Raw genomic sequence first — 14459 nt, forward strand, 5'->3', positions numbered from 1 at the left:
ACCATCCGCAGGCTGAGCGGAAACCGGAAATAGAGCCAAACGGCATGGACAATCACCTCCGCTGGAAATCGGTGGCGACGATAAAGAGGATCACGGGTAAATCTGGTCATCCCACCAGATCCCACATATTAATCGATGCGCGGTTAACGTTACGGTGCCTTCCACAGTTGTCGTAATCTCTGACAGTACTGAAGCCGCTTCTTCGACAGAAGCAGCTTGTTGTTCGGTCCTTCTTGCAAGTTCGTCGGATATCGCTGTCATTTCAGCGGCGGTCTGGTTCACGGCGGCGACTGTTCCAACAACCGACTCCATCGTCCGTTCTAATGCTGCAATCGCCTCGTTGAAATTTGTTCTGAGATCTTCGTACTCGGATGAAAGCGATTCACGGAGCCTGACCGTCAGGTCACCTTTGGACAGATGGAGAAGGCCATCGCGCAGGACCACCAAGGCGCGGCGCTGTTCGTTACTCGCCATTTCAAAAGCTTGTTCGGTGGTTCGCAGACGCTGATCGGTTTCCTCGTGTGAGCGCCTCTGTTCTTGTGCAAGGACTTGGCGCTCCTCGAGGGCATTTTGAAAAAACGCGAGGGCCTGCGCCATTGAGCCGATCTCGTCGTGCCGCTTCAAGCCTGGGATTGATACGGACAGGTGGCCGTCGGCCAATGCTGCCATCGCGTGAGTAAGCTTGACGATCGGAACAGCAACACGTGACTGCATCCACACAAACGCACCGGCACAGATGATGCTGACGACGCCCAGGCCAATCAGAAAGAACAGCTGTGCCTGCTCGCTTGCTTCCGCGCCGGACGCCACAGCCAGGGCAGAATTCTCTTTCTGGTAGCGCTGACCCCGTTTGAGGGCGTCCCGGATGCCCTTCAGGTATGGTTGTGATTGACCAAGCAGGACTTCCCGCGCGCCGGCGACGTCGCCGGCTGAGACCATTTCTCCTGAGGGAGATGTGAATTTCAGATATGCATCATAGGTCAGCGAGATGTTGTCGGCATTTTTTAGCTCACTCTCTCCTGTTGCAAGTCCAGAGAACTCCTTGAGCGAATCTGACATATCGAGAAGGCTGGTCTCAAGTTCGCGTTCGGCCTTTTTCCGCTCGTCTTCGGTGGACAGGAGCAATTGCAATTGCCGCGAACGCACCGACTCAAAACGTGCGGCAAGGATCCCAAGACTTTGCGCCGACGGCAGCCACTTGTTGGCAATGAGCGTCGCAGTTCCGTTGACCGCATTGAGCCTGTCCAGACCAGAAAACCCTAGGGTGACAGTGCTTATCCGCAGCAGCCCCATGGTGATACCGACCCTGCTACGCATGGACAGCCTGAACTTCGGAAATAGGCGTCTCAGAAACCTCACGGGCATTTTGAACATCGACCCCTCGCCATTGTATTGATATATCGGTATACTGTCGGCAATTGGTAAATTTTAGATAAAAAAAGGAGGAAATATGACCCGGAAGAGGCTTCTGGTAACCGGTGCCACGGGTGCAGTAGGGACGTTGCTACGACCCCTGCTTCGGCAAAAATACGATCTCGTCCTCACAGGACGCAAAACCATCGAACCTGCTGAAGGTGAAGTGTTTGTGGGCGGTGATATCACGTCGCCAGACTTCGTGGATGAGGTAACGCGCGGTAGGATTGATGGGATCGTGCATCTCGCAGGTGCGGTATCGAAAAGCCTAACGTTCGATGAGACGCTAGACCCGAACTATCGCTCGGTGTTGCTCCTGCTGGAAGCTTGCCGACGCAAAGCAATTGACCGTTTCATTTTTGCATCCAGCCATCATATTGTTGGAATGCTGCCGTCCGATCGCCAGTGGGACGAAACGGCACCCATTGCGCCCGACGGATTTTACGGTTTGAGCAAGGCATTCGGCGAGGCGGCCTGCTCGATGTATGCGACGAAGTTCAGCATCAAGACGATGATCATCCGGATCGGGAATGCTGATCCGCAGATCGTAGACGCACGCAGGGAGCGTATCTGGATCAGTGGCGACGATCTCACAGCACTTGTCGTTGAAGGTATGGAATCACCGTCTCTCTCAATCGCGATCGTCAATGGCGTCTCGAACAGTGATCGCCCGCTGCTTTCACGCCAAGCGACGAAACAGTTTCGGTATCAGCCTGTCGCACACTCGAGCAGCCACCGGGCACCGTCTTTCAGAGATTTCGCGTCACTTACGGACGCGGATGGAATTTCGTTCGTAGGCGGGCTTTTCGCAGCGGACGATCTCCCTGACCCTGCCAAAGGATGACTCCATCCTCCAAGCTCCTTCGCGGTTGCAATCCGGCCACTTAGAACCGGACCAGGATGCCACGATCATTGGTAACCACCGCCGTGGCATCATCCGGTACAAAGATCGATGTCAGACGATCCTCTACGAGTGCCGGGCCCTTAAAAGTATCGCCGGGCCGCAGGTCCGGACTTGAGATGAGCGCGATGATCGTGGTCCCTTGCGTCGAGTGTACAGTCGTTCTCTCACGAGAGACGATAAATTCATTCAACGGGGGTTCACCCGCAAACGATCCTTCAGCCTCATAGGTTCGACCGATCGCCTCGACATTCCAAGCGACGAATTCCACTGTGTCGCCTGGCGCCCGGACGGAATAGTTTCGTTCGTGCTCAAGGTGAAACTTCTCAATGAGCGCATCGAGGTCAGCCTGACCATCAATTCTTGTGGGAAGATCAACGGACAGGTACGATACTTGGCCCTGATAGTGGGCATCCACGCTGAAGCGAAGAACCCGGCGATCAGGTTCAATGTTCATCCGATCAAGGAACGCGACCCCTTCCGTTTCAAGCCCTTCAAGTGCACGAACGATGCCCGCAAAGTCGAAAGATCTGCTGTTAGTAGGGCGGCTCACAGAGAAATCGAACTTCACATCTCCTGTTGCGGTGCCATACGCGCAAAGCACACTTGCCGCATGGGGGAACAACACTTCCTTCATACCGAGTTCCATGGCAAGCCGTGCGGCATGCAATCCCCCGGCGCCACCGCCCGAGACAAGCAGAAACTCGCGTGGGTCGAAGCCCCTTTTGATCGCAAGCTCCTCTATAGCAGCAACCATGTCCTGCTCGGTCACGGCGGCTATGAGAGAGGCAGCTTCCTCAACGGAAACACCAAGAGGTTCGGCGACATCGCGCTGGATCGCCTCGCGAGCGTTCTGCAAGGATAAGGTCATCTGACCGTCGGCAAATGCATCCGGATCGAGAAGTCCACGCACGAGATTGGCGTCTGTGACGGTAGGACGTATTCCACCTCGTCCGTAGCAGGCGGGGCCCGGAAAGGACCCAGCACTTTCGGGGCCAACACGCAACATACCACCAGCATCGACCCACGCGATCGAGCCACCGCCCGACCCCACAGTTGCGACGTCGATCGAGGGAACTCCGAAGACGTGCCCCGCGATAGATCCCTCGCGATGCATTGCAACCCGTCCGCCGCGTGCGATGCTGGCGTCAAGGCTTGTCCCGCCGATGTCGATTGTTATGACGTTCCCGTGCGTGATACCTGCGCGCTTGGCCAAGCGGCAAGCGGCGGCCGGTGCTGTAGAAGGGCCGGATAGGCAAAGGTAAACCGGTCTCTCCGTGATTTCCCTGCTGGACGTTCGCCCGCCGTTTGAGCAGACGAACGTGGGTTGCCCCCTGAAACCACACGCCGCAAGCTTGCTTTCGAGCGCCGTGATCTGCTGCCTCAGCACCGGCTTCAGTGAAGCGTCAATAGCAGTCGCGGACGTACGCTTATATTCTCCAATCACCGGGTTCACCTGATGCGACAGACTATAGGGAATGCCGGGAAGGATCTCATCGATCAATGCCCCAAGCTTTTTCTCGTGGCTCGAATTGAGGTGAGACCACAGGAGTGCGACCGCGATCGCCTCCGGCTCCAACCTAGCACAGGCTTCGATCACGGCACGTGCCTTGTCGACATCGAGAGCTGTTTCAATCTGGCCCTCGGCATTGACGCGCTCATGAATTCCCAAAGTGAGTTCGCGCGGAATATAGGGTTCTGGAAATGCTTCCTGGATGCTGAAGCCCTGCCGCCCGCCGGTACGGATGGAAAGGATATCTCGGAAACCTTCAGTGCAGAGGAGGACAGTCCGCGCGGTCTTCCCCTCAAGAATTGCGTTGGTCGCGGCTGTCGTCCCGCATGCAAAAGATACGGCTGACGTCAGCAACTCTTTGACCGAAGCGCCGATTGCTTTCGACATCAATTCCAGGCCGTTGAAGATCCCGATCGACAAATCGACAGGCGTAGTGAGTGACTTGAACAGGAACGTCTGGTCTTGACCGTCGCGAAGGACGAGATCGGTAAACGTGCCACCGACGTCTGCTGCGACATGATAGGGAGGATATGCTCTTTGCGTCATTTCAATTTGCCTGTAGTTGCATGTCGGAGCGCAGGACGTCGGTTGCTTGCGCGTCGATTTCGAAGCCCTGATGGGTTTCGATCAGCGCGACGCGATACACGGCCTTTGCGCATTCTGGTGTGATCAGCCCGGCACGCACGGATTTCAGTACCTTGTAGGGCTCGCGCTGCTCAGGCGCGCCATAGCCACCCCCGCCGCAGCCCTCAGAGACGAGCTTCTCGCCGGGAGCGACCTCAACATCGAAGAAGATGGGCAGTTCTACCAACGAGCCGTCTGCCAGTTGCTTCCACGCGAGATTAGGAGCCCCGGCATGACCGCCAGCAGTGCCCGCCGGGGGAAATTTTCGCGCTCCACTGTTGCAGGTGAACCGAAGAGTGTCAGCCCGCGCGCGCATGACACATGACGCACCGCCGCCTCCGATCCATGTCCCCGGGCCGAACGAATCCGGTCGGATTTCAAGCTTTTCAATCAGAATTGGTTGCTGGGATTCGGTCACCTCGATGCTCGACTGCCAAAGCATGCCTTGCGTGGTGCCGCTGCCATAGGTCAGCCACCCGTCATATCCCGACGAGGCCGGTCCACCCCAGTAGCCGAGCATGATTTGGTTGACGAAAGGACGATCATGATAGCGGGAGTCGCTCCCTGAAACGACGGGCGCGGACGCCGGATGCCCAATGGTGCCGTAGGCGGTTCCGAGACCCGGTCGCAGATCCGCGAACATTGATTGGATATGTTCGATTAAAATGTGCGCCAGGTTCGTCGTTGACGCGCATGTGGCGGCCGGAAATTTCGGCTTGCCGATCGCGCTGCCCTCGCGCATCAGGATATTCACTGGACGAAGCGCTCCAGCGCATCGCGGGACTTCCGGCCCGAGAATATTCATGATTGCCGTCGCACAACAGGCGAGAACCGTCGCTTCATTCATATTGATACCGAGCGGCAGGTTGTCGACGTTGTCGCGAAGATCGATTTCGATCTTTCCCGCCTCCGCATCGACGGTGAGCTTTGCGCGCACCGGGATCCCGTCGGGATATTCGGGAATGACGGAGTCGTGATAGAACTCCTTGCTGACCGTGCCGCTCGGAAGCTTGACTATCGCTTCCATGGCCATCGCCTCGGCGTAGTCCTGATATTGCTCTAGGAACTGCTTGACCACCTCGACGCCAAATTCGTCGCAGATTTCCAACACTCGACGCTCCCCGGTGCGCACAGCCCCGAGGGTGGCAAGATAGTCGCCGTAAAAGATTTCCGGTGCACGAATATTGGCCTTGCAGATATCGATCACCTCCGGAACATCTCGTCCGGCTTTCTGGATACGAACGCAAGGCAGCATCAGGCCTTCCTGATAATAGTCCCGTGCAAGTGGCGCGTAGGTGTCAGGCGTCGGGAATCCCATGTCGCTGAAATGCGCCCGGGCGACCGAATAGAAAACGACTTCTCCATTGTAATAGACTGGTGAACAGAGCGTAAAGTCGGCGCAGTGCGTATTGCCGTGATAGCTGGAGTTGTTAACGAAGCAATCGCCCTGCCCCATGTCCTCTCCAAATTTGTCGACGACGGCCTGCGGAATGAGGTGGATCGCGCCCGTGTGAACCGGCAGCCCTTGGCCCGCGCTAAGGGATTGGAAGCGATTGTCGGTGACCATGCAGGAGAAATCGAGCGCGGTGTTCAAGACGCCGGATCGACCCGTCTTGGCGAGCGTGTTCGACATCTCACGGACAACAGATTCAAAGCGACGTCGGAGCACGACGACCGTGAACATCGGAAGCTTTGCGGGTGAGAACTGAGAAAATGGTTGGTTCACGGCTTCATCCAGAACGTTTGCATTGATGTACCGGCGCCCCCTGCGGAGCGCCGGATCGAGCCGTTACTTGCGCGACCAGAGATTGGGGAGCGAGTCGATGTTTGCCGGCGTTGCCACTCGGCCCGCCGCAAGGCAACCATCGGGTCCGCACTTCGGATCCTCCTTTTTGATCAGCGCAATCGCGACCCGAATGGCCTCCTTTGCATGTTCATATGCGTCGAATGTCGTACCGACGTCGATGTAGCCCGCTTCCATGGCCGTGACTGCTTCAGGGAAAATATCCTGCGAAGCGATGTAGACATGCTTCGGGTCACCGGCGGGATGCCATTTATCCATGCTTTCGAGGGCAGACCGAACGGCCGAGATGGCGAAGTCGCTGGCGAGGAACATGCAGTTCGCATTCGGATTGGCACGGAAAGCGTTCACCGCACCGGAGCGGAAGATTTCCGGGTTCCATTCGGTCGGAACCGACTGCAAGGTAGTCACAACGCCGGACTTGTCGGTAACCTCATGCCAGGCCTTAGACCGGTTTACGGCGTTGACGTCCTTGAGGGCGCCCTGCATTTCGATGCACTCACCCTTGACGCCCTTCTTCTTCAGCAGAGCGACGAAAGCTTCCGCGGTCGTCTTCGCCTGATTGTAGCTGTCCCCGGAGACATGTGCATCGGGCTTTTGCGAGGTGGAACCGTGATCGAATGTGATGAAAGGAATGTCCGCCCGCTTTGCAGCACGGATCGAGGATCCGATCGCCGCCGCATCCTCACCGCGGGCAATGATCAGATCGACGCCCTGATTGATAAGGTCTTCGATATTGGCCGCCTGACGGGTCGGGTCGTTGTCGGCAACGTTGATGACAAATTTGAAGTCGATCCCGGCCTCCTTGCCCTGACGGGCCGCTTCGCTCTGAAGATATTCCTCCCATTTGCCGACGATTTCATTCTCCTTCGAATTCCAGGAGAGGCCGATGGTCTTCTCTTCGGCATGGGCTGCGCCGACCGCGACAAGGCCGATGAACGCACTCGCGAGGATCATTTTCATGTTCATTTCATTCCCCTTTTCTGATTCAGATTATGGTTTCATTTCAATGCGATGGACGGCTTTTAAGTGCGTCCATGTACATGGCAACGAAGATCACGATCCCCGTCACGAGCTGGTAGATGTATGGATCAGCATTTACCTGGTTGAGGCCGTTGGAGATCATCTGGAAAGCGGCTGCACCGATCAGGACGCCGGGAATAATTCGCCCGCGACCACCGGCGAGCGAGATGCCGCCGACGACGCTGATGGCGATGGCGTTGAACTCAAGGCCTTTGCCCAAGAAGCCGCTCACCGAACCGACCTGAACGAAACTGCTGCAGGCGGAAACGGCAGCCAACAAGCCAGCGAGGGTGAATGTCGCAAACAGTGTGCGTTTCGTGTTGAGGCCGACCTTGGCTGCTATGTCTTCCCCATTCCCGACAGCCGTCAGCGTGCGACCGAAACTGGTGGAGCGGTGCAGCAAATGGAAAGCGAGAACAATCAGCACGACGACTATGGTTTCGACAAAGATCGGCCCGACTGTAAGGTTGGCAATGCTGCGCATGCTCTCCGGAAGCGGGATCACCCTCGCGTCTGTGAGCATGAGGCCAATTCCCCGATAGGCCATCATCGTGCCCAGCGTCGCGATCAACGCATTTATGCGCAGGTATGCGACGAGCAAACCGTTGATGGCGCCGAGAAGTAGACCCAGGACCAGAATAACAAGAAACGCTAGAACCGGCGAAGTGCCGGACTCCATAAGGAGTGCGCCGATCGAAGCCGACAGGAATGCCGCCGATCCGATGGAAATGTCGATTTTGCCCGTCAGGATGACGAGCGCCATTCCAGTAGCGGCGATCGTCGATGGTCCCATCGCATGCAGGACTGCAAATAGGTTGTCTGCAGTGGCAAAGCTCGGTGCTGCGATGCTGAATCCGATCATGACCGCAAAGAGCGCAAAGACAAGGCCGAGGCTGCGAGAAACGCTGGACACGCGATTGCGAAGAATTGCGGTTGCCATCACGCGGCTCCCTTTAGAATCGGGTCACCAGAGACCGCCTGCATCAAATCGTTGTGGGCCGTCGAGCCGGGTAATTCCTGCGTGATGCGCCCACGATTCACGATCAGGTAGCGATCCGAAACGCGCATCAATTCTTCCAATTCCGACGAGATGAAGAGGATTGAGGCACCCTCTTCGGCGAGGCGCACGGTGAGTTTGAGGATTTCGGCCTTAGCCCCGGTATCCAGCCCGCGTGTTGGCTCATCGAGAATGAAGAACTGCGGCTTCATCGGGAGCCATTTGGAAAAGACGACCTTCTGCTGGTTGCCACCCGATAGCGTGCCTGCCGCCTGTTGCACGGAGGTCGATTTCACGCCGAGCTCGGCGGAAAGGCGGGCCGCCAATTCACCTTCCTTCTTCCGGTCGATAATCCCGATGGCGTTGCTCAAATTGCGTAGGTTTGGCAGGCCGATATTCTCGGCAATCGAAAACGGCAGGATGACGCCTTCCTTGCGACGATCTTCCGTGACCAACCCGGTTCTGCAACGCAGTTCGTCCGGTCGAATTTCGTTTAGACGTCCGCTCGGACCAATAGCCTCGAGAGTGCCGGCGGTGAGCGGAGCAAGCCCCATGAGGGCTCGAACCAGCTCGGTTCGTCCGGATCCAAGGAGACCCCATAACCCGACGATCTCGCCTGGACGCATCTCCAGACTCACGTTGTCCACAAGGACGCCCGACGAGACACCGCGCGCAATGAGACTTGGAGGTGCTGAAGACTTAAAGGGCGCCCTTACGCGGTCAGAGGCGGCGATACTGCCGAGCATTTCGTGCACAATGGCGGACATATCGGTCTCGACCGATAACCAGGACCCTACGGTTCTACCGTTGCGCATGACCGTGATGCGATCACAGATCCGAAAAACCTCGTCGAGAAAATGGCTGATGAAGACAATGGCTGCGCCGTCGTCCCGCAGTTTGCCAATCACGGCAAAGAGTTTTTCGCGCTCCGGTCCGGACAGTGAGGAAGTCGGTTCGTCGAAGATGATGATGCGTGGCGCCGAGCGGATAGCCCGCGCGATTTCTACCAACTGCCGCTCGCCGGTACTCAGCGTTTCGACGAGAGCTAGCGGATCGACACTGCAGCCGACGCGGCCGAGAAGTATTCTGGCATCCGACAGCATCTTCCGGCGATCTATAAACAAGCCCCGCTTGGGATAGGCTCCGAGAAAAATATTCTCGGCCACGTTGAGCGTCGGCATCGTCGTCAGTTCCTGATGCACGAACGCAATGCCAATATCCGCGGCGCGCTTGGCACTTCCCAATTCGATCGTCTGACCGTCGATGGCGATCGATCCGGAATCCTTCTCGATCACACCGCCAAGAATGTTCATAAGCGTACTCTTACCTGCGCCGTTCGCTCCCATAAGTGCGTGGACTTCGCCCGCGTTAAGGACGAGGTTGCCATCGGAGAGAGCCGCTGCGCCGCCGAACGATTTTGCAATCGCCGACATTTGGAGGCGTCTTGGCATGTTCATGCCGACCTCCTGACGAGCCTGTCGAGATAGACAAAAAGAACGATGATCGTGCCTTTGATAACGAGACTGGCGAAGTAGGACACGCCCAGCTGATTGAGGCTGTTGCTTATCAGGGTGACAACAATCGCTCCGAGAGCCGCCTGAAGCGGACTGCCAACGCCACCGTAGATGCTCACCCGGCCAATGACGCAGGCGCTGATAATGTCGAGAAGAAGGCTGTCGCTTGCTAGACTGGCAGAGGCTGAACCAAGACGCGCAACAAGAAGGACGCCTGTAAGACCCGCCAGCACTCCCGCCACGACGTAGGTCAGACAAAGGACACGCCGAACCGGGACACGCGAGATCGATGCCGCGACTGGGTTAAATCCAATTGCCCGGATAAACCGACCGAACACGGTTCGATCAAGTACGAGGCTGGCCAGAATGGTGCATCCCGCAAAAATCCACACCGACAGGGGCAGGCCAAGAATCCGTGACACGAAGAAGTCCTCGAATTCGAGCGGATAGTCGGAAATGCTCTGTGAGCCAGTGATCCACACGGCAGCGCCGCCGGCAACCGTCATGGTCGCTAGCGTGACCACGAACGGCGTCATCTTCATGTAGGCGACCGCATATCCGTTGAAAGCACCGATCGAAGCTCCGATGGCTAGCATGACGAATGGCCCCACGATGGCCATGTTCGTATCACGCATGCACATCGCACCCAGCACGCCGCTCAGTGCAAGCGTGGCAGGCATGGAGAGATCGATTCCGCCTCCGACGAGAACAAAGGTCAAGCCAAGTGCGAGGATGCCTACGATTGATGCCTGAACTAGGACATTGATGAGGTTGTTCACACGGAAGAAATTGGGCGCCTGCAGGTACATTACGAGCAGCAGCGCCAGTACCACGATTGCAAGAAGTGTGTAGACGAGAGTGTTGACGGAGATGCGCTTGGAGAACCCTCCCCCTTGGGTCGGATCGGATTGAACCGGTCCTCCTTCAACTCGATTTGTCGCAGACTGCATACCGGTCACTCTCCCACCACCTTCTTCTCGGTCGAATCCGCAGCGGGAATCGACCAGCTTCCACGTCATGCGGCGCCTTAGAAATACAGTTGGGGCGCTCCCACTGAGCCGAATTCCGGTTCGCCGGCTTCGTAGAGCAGGTCGCCATTCGCGACCGCTTAGTTCCCATTTCTTTTTGTTAGGAAGCAGTGAAACTCAAATTGAGCGATATTGCAATACTCCAATATATCGGTATCGAAAATATATTTGCCCACCAAATGCCTCCGCGCAGAGGCATGGGTCGCGCCATTCAATCCTTAATTGAAAGACACGGGAAGCAACACGAAGGTGGTGAGGCCGAATGAATCCGGCACCACCGCCTCGAAGATATCGATGTCAACGAATATCGCTGACGCTGACGTCTGCATCTCCGCTTATGAGATCCGGTCTCTTTTCCCTGAGTATTTGTATCGAAGGGAAATTGCTGTCCAACTGCAACTGAAAGGCACGCGCGGCGCCATCTTCATCTCGGCGCTTGATGCGCTCGTACATTTCCCGGTGTTCGTCGAAAACGACAGAGTAGTGCCCCTCCAACGGAAAAGCCTGGCGGCGCACCCGGTCAAGTTGGCCAGTCGCGTTATGAATCGTTAGCCACACGTCGCCGAAGCCCGCGCACTCACATATCAACCTGTGAAATTCATTATCGAGTGCGAAAAACTCATCCACATCCTTCCTTTTTGCAGCGGCCTTCTGCTTAAAAAGAGCGAGTTCGAAGTCCTTTTCATACTCCTGCTTGAAATTCCGTGCCGCCAGCCGCGTTAACCGCATCTCGATCGTATCTCTGACCAACTGGCCTTGTAGTACTTCTTTTAGGACGATCTTGTTGACGAATGTCTTGTCGCTCGGAGCGATCTTGATCAGGCTCTCTTTTGCCAGTTGGAGAATAGCTTCTCGCAACGGTGTCCGGGAGATTCCGAGCTGGGCGCAGAGATCTTTTTCCACGACGGAACTGTCGGGCGGCATCTTCAGCGAGATGATCGCATTGCGAAGCAATTCATAGACCTGAGCGGATTTCGACGTGCGACCATCCAATTGGTCGGGAGAAAACAAAGGGACGATTTGATCCACGGTTACCTCTGCGATAGGCTGACGATCCGCGCAAAGCGGTGATCTCTCCACAATATACCAATACATTGGCACACTCCAATTTTTTCCTTGGAGGCCCACAAGATTCCCGCTTGCCAACAAGATATTTATATACCAATATATCGCTAACCAGAGCTAGGGAACCCTATTTCATGCTTCAGACAAAGCAAACTTCCGTAGCGGCCGCGCTCGCCGACAAGTCGGTTTTGTTGAGTGCGGAGGAGGCGGTGGAACTGGCTCAGCAATATTATGGCCTCAGTGTTTCCGCTCACCGTCTTTCCGGAGAGAAGGATAGCAATTTCCGGATCACGACCGAGAGCGGCGACGAGTATCTATTGAAGATCGTCAATCCGGGCGAAGATCCGGCAGTCACCAACATGCACACGATGGCGCTCCAACATGTCGAGAAGCGCGATCCTGGAATGCCGGTACAGCGTGTGGTGCGGGATCTTCACGGCCGTGGGGAATTTGATCTCAATCGCGGCCCCAATGACCGGCGCGCCGTTCGCCTTGTCACCTTCACCAAGGGCGAACTGCAACGCAAAGCGGCGCAAACGCCGAAGCAACGGCATAATATTGGTTCGATGCTCGCGCGTCTGCAGGCGGCACTCGAGGACTTTCGTCATCCGGCGGAAGACCATTTTTCCACCTGGGATCTGAAGAATACTCTTTCCCTCAAGCCGATGATCGAGGAGATCAAAGACCCATCCCATGTAGCTGAGCTGCTGAGATGGGTCGATCGCTTCGTGGACGAAGTTGCCCCGAAGATCCCACTCCTTCGTGCCCAAGTCGCCCATAACGACCTCAACAGCGATAACGTCGTGGTCGATCCGAAGGATACCGACCAGATCACCGGAATTATCGATTTTGGAGACATGGTTCGCACCCCCGTGATCTTCGATGTGGCGGTTGCAGCCGCCTATCAGCTCACCGAAGCTGAAGATCCGATGGCGGCAGCTTGCGAATTCCTATCCGGCTTCCATGAAAAACGCCCTCTCCTACCCGAGGAAGTTGACGTGCTGTTCACGACGATCGTGGCGCGAATGGTGATGCGCATTGCAATTACCGAATGGCGCGCGGTGCGCTTCCCCGAAAACCGCACCTACATCCTGCGCAACACACCACAAGCGTGGCTGCAGTTTCACCGTCTCGCACACATATCTCGCTCGCAGGCAACCGACGAAATCGCCCGCGCACTGTCCCTATAGGAGCCTGTCTAATGTCGTCATCCGCTTCCGCCTATATGATCAACGGGTTTGACCCGAGCACGGTTGATCGTCTCTCCTCCGAAGAACAGGCGCTTATTGCGCGTCGTCGCAAGCTTCTTGGACCGTCATATAAGCTCTTTTACGAACATCCGGTTCACGTGGTGCGAGGTGAAGGCGTTTGGCTATATGATCCTCAGGGCAACGCATACCTGGATGTCTACAACAATGTGCCCTCGGTCGGGCATTGCCATCCTCGCGTGGTTGAGGCGGTCGCCCAGCAGTCCGCCGTTTTGAACACCCATACGCGCTATCTCCACGATTCGATCCTCGAATATTCAGAAGATCTGCTTGCGACTTATCCCGATGAAATCGGGAACGTCATGTACACCTGCACGGGCAGCGAGGCAGTCGACCTGGCACTGCGCATCTCCCGTTATTACACGGGCGGAACCGGTGTAATCGTCACTGCGAATGCCTATCATGGCCTGACGACCGCCGTCGCGGAAATCTCTCCCTCGATGGGGCCGAACGTACCTATTGGTCAGCATGTCTACGTCGTGGATGCGCCGGACGAGTATCGCAGCGAAGGGCAGGATGTTGGCGAAGTTTTCGCCCAGCGTGTCGAGGATGCCATCAAGGCAATGCAGCGACACGGCATCAAGTTTGCCGCCTTCATCGCCGACGGCATCTTTTCGACGGACGGAATCCTGACGGAACCAGCAGGCTTTCTAAAAAAGACAGTCGATGTCGTTCATGCCGCAGGCGGTCTGTACATCGCCGATGAAGTACAGCCAGGTTTTGGCCGCACTGGCACACATTGGTGGGGATTCCAACGCCACGGGATTATCCCGGACCTGGTCGTCATGGGCAAGCCGATGGGTAATGGCATGCCGATCGCTGGCGTAGCGGCCAGACCGGAGGTTCTCGAGCGTTTCGGAACGGACATCCGCTACTTCAATACCTTCGGTGCGAACACGGTATCCATCGCAGCCGCACAGGCCGTGCTCGACGTCATCAAGGACGAGAAGCTCATGGAGAATTCCGTCAGGATCGGCGACTACATGGTCGCTGGCATGAAGAAGCTTCAGGACAAGTACGAGTCCATCGGCGATGTCCGCGGAGCTGGTCTCTTCATGGGGATGGAATTCGTCAAAGATCGCAAGTCAAAGACGCCGGACGGAAAACTCTCACTCAGTGTCGTCAACGGCCTGCGCGAGAAGCGGATGCTGATCAGCGCCTCGAGTTCCTCGGGTCATGTGCTCAAGATCCGCCCACCCCTGCCGTTCACAGCTGAAAATGCCGACACGTTTCTGTTCGCGCTGGACGAAGTCCTCGCAGATCTCTCGTAGGCCTTCGGGGCTACGCAATAACAATAGACGGAGAATTCCGC

Annotated in this window: 11 protein-coding genes and 1 pseudogene; 3 read left to right on the forward strand and 9 right to left on the reverse strand. The window is 56.5% G+C overall.

From position 1 onward, the window contains the following. Both JTP94_RS10930 and JTP94_RS10935 read right to left on the reverse strand, forming a co-directional pair. Window positions 1–110: pseudogene (locus JTP94_RS10930) on the reverse strand (IS6 family transposase); the annotation flags it as partial. Next, the gene (locus tag JTP94_RS10935) at window positions 91–1374 is read right to left on the reverse strand and encodes a methyl-accepting chemotaxis protein (RefSeq protein ID WP_204850519.1); all 1284 of its coding nucleotides are present in this window, start codon (window positions 1372–1374) and stop codon (window positions 91–93) included. The gene JTP94_RS10935 and the pseudogene JTP94_RS10930, both read right to left, overlap by 20 nt. A gap of 76 nt (window positions 1375–1450) precedes the next feature. Here JTP94_RS10935 and JTP94_RS10940 point away from each other — a divergent pair, with 76 nt between their 5' ends. Further along, on the forward strand, window positions 1451–2257 hold the full coding sequence (locus JTP94_RS10940) for an NAD(P)-dependent oxidoreductase (protein ID WP_204850520.1): 807 nt from the start codon (window positions 1451–1453) through the stop codon (window positions 2255–2257). A gap of 40 nt (window positions 2258–2297) precedes the next feature. Here the strand turns inward: JTP94_RS10940 and JTP94_RS10945 are convergent, their stop codons facing one another. From JTP94_RS10945 to JTP94_RS10975, 7 genes are all read right to left on the reverse strand, one after another. Beyond that, window positions 2298–4373 (reverse strand): hydantoinase/oxoprolinase family protein, encoded by a 2076-nt coding sequence (locus JTP94_RS10945; protein WP_204850521.1) that lies wholly within the window; start codon window positions 4371–4373, stop codon window positions 2298–2300. Between the two features lies 1 nt (window position 4374). Continuing rightward, complete coding sequence (locus tag JTP94_RS10950; protein ID WP_204850522.1) at window positions 4375–6135, reverse strand: hydantoinase B/oxoprolinase family protein; 1761 nt, start codon at window positions 6133–6135, stop codon at window positions 4375–4377. Window positions 6136–6240: 105 nt separating this feature from the next. After that, window positions 6241–7221, reverse strand: coding sequence for a sugar ABC transporter substrate-binding protein (locus JTP94_RS10955; RefSeq protein ID WP_246754816.1), 981 nt, complete (start codon window positions 7219–7221; stop codon window positions 6241–6243). Window positions 7222–7258: 37 nt separating this feature from the next. Further along, window positions 7259–8215 (reverse strand): ABC transporter permease, encoded by a 957-nt coding sequence (locus tag JTP94_RS10960; RefSeq protein ID WP_204850523.1) that lies wholly within the window; start codon window positions 8213–8215, stop codon window positions 7259–7261. Beyond that, entirely contained in the window at window positions 8215–9729 is a 1515-nt protein-coding gene (locus JTP94_RS10965) for a sugar ABC transporter ATP-binding protein (protein WP_204850524.1), read from the reverse strand. The genes JTP94_RS10960 and JTP94_RS10965 overlap by 1 nt, the downstream gene beginning before the upstream one ends. Next, entirely contained in the window at window positions 9726–10736 is a 1011-nt protein-coding gene (locus JTP94_RS10970) for an ABC transporter permease (protein ID WP_204850525.1), read from the reverse strand. Before JTP94_RS10970 ends, JTP94_RS10965 begins: the two co-directional genes overlap by 4 nt. A 375-nt stretch (window positions 10737–11111) precedes the next feature. Then, the gene (locus JTP94_RS10975) at window positions 11112–11909 is read right to left on the reverse strand and encodes a GntR family transcriptional regulator (RefSeq protein WP_204850526.1); all 798 of its coding nucleotides are present in this window, start codon (window positions 11907–11909) and stop codon (window positions 11112–11114) included. A 104-nt stretch (window positions 11910–12013) separates the two neighbouring features. Between JTP94_RS10975 and JTP94_RS10980 the strand changes: the two genes are divergently transcribed. Both JTP94_RS10980 and JTP94_RS10985 read left to right on the forward strand, forming a co-directional pair. Beyond that, window positions 12014–13069 carry a phosphotransferase gene (locus tag JTP94_RS10980; protein ID WP_204850544.1) on the forward strand — a complete coding sequence of 352 codons (1056 nt, stop codon included), beginning with the start codon at window positions 12014–12016 and terminating at the stop codon, window positions 13067–13069. A gap of 11 nt (window positions 13070–13080) precedes the next feature. Next, entirely contained in the window at window positions 13081–14418 is a 1338-nt protein-coding gene (locus tag JTP94_RS10985; RefSeq protein ID WP_204850527.1) for an aspartate aminotransferase family protein, read from the forward strand. Window positions 14419–14459: the final 41 nt, after the last annotated feature.

Origin of the sequence: Martinezella lusitana (assembly GCF_016901135.1) — a bacterium.
In the GTDB taxonomy this organism is placed as follows: domain Bacteria; phylum Pseudomonadota; class Alphaproteobacteria; order Rhizobiales; family Rhizobiaceae; genus Rhizobium; species Rhizobium lusitanum_D.

Excerpts from the sequence above, each read along its gene's own strand:
- JTP94_RS10935 (WP_204850519.1), bottom strand. The coding sequence starts at position 1,374 with ATGTTCAAAATGCCCGTGAGGTTTCTGAGACGCCTATTTCCGAAGTTC.
- JTP94_RS10940 (WP_204850520.1), top strand. The coding sequence starts at position 1,451 with ATGACCCGGAAGAGGCTTCTGGTAACCGGTGCCACGGGTGCAGTAGGG.
- JTP94_RS10945 (WP_204850521.1), bottom strand. The coding sequence starts at position 4,373 with ATGACGCAAAGAGCATATCCTCCCTATCATGTCGCAGCAGACGTCGGT.
- JTP94_RS10950 (WP_204850522.1), bottom strand. The coding sequence starts at position 6,135 with ATGTTCACGGTCGTCGTGCTCCGACGTCGCTTTGAATCTGTTGTCCGT.
- JTP94_RS10955 (WP_246754816.1), bottom strand. The coding sequence starts at position 7,221 with ATGAACATGAAAATGATCCTCGCGAGTGCGTTCATCGGCCTTGTCGCG.
- JTP94_RS10960 (WP_204850523.1), bottom strand. The coding sequence starts at position 8,215 with ATGGCAACCGCAATTCTTCGCAATCGCGTGTCCAGCGTTTCTCGCAGC.
- JTP94_RS10965 (WP_204850524.1), bottom strand. The coding sequence starts at position 9,729 with ATGAACATGCCAAGACGCCTCCAAATGTCGGCGATTGCAAAATCGTTC.
- JTP94_RS10970 (WP_204850525.1), bottom strand. The coding sequence starts at position 10,736 with ATGCAGTCTGCGACAAATCGAGTTGAAGGAGGACCGGTTCAATCCGAT.
- JTP94_RS10975 (WP_204850526.1), bottom strand. The coding sequence starts at position 11,909 with ATGTATTGGTATATTGTGGAGAGATCACCGCTTTGCGCGGATCGTCAG.
- JTP94_RS10980 (WP_204850544.1), top strand. The coding sequence starts at position 12,014 with ATGCTTCAGACAAAGCAAACTTCCGTAGCGGCCGCGCTCGCCGACAAG.
- JTP94_RS10985 (WP_204850527.1), top strand. The coding sequence starts at position 13,081 with ATGTCGTCATCCGCTTCCGCCTATATGATCAACGGGTTTGACCCGAGC.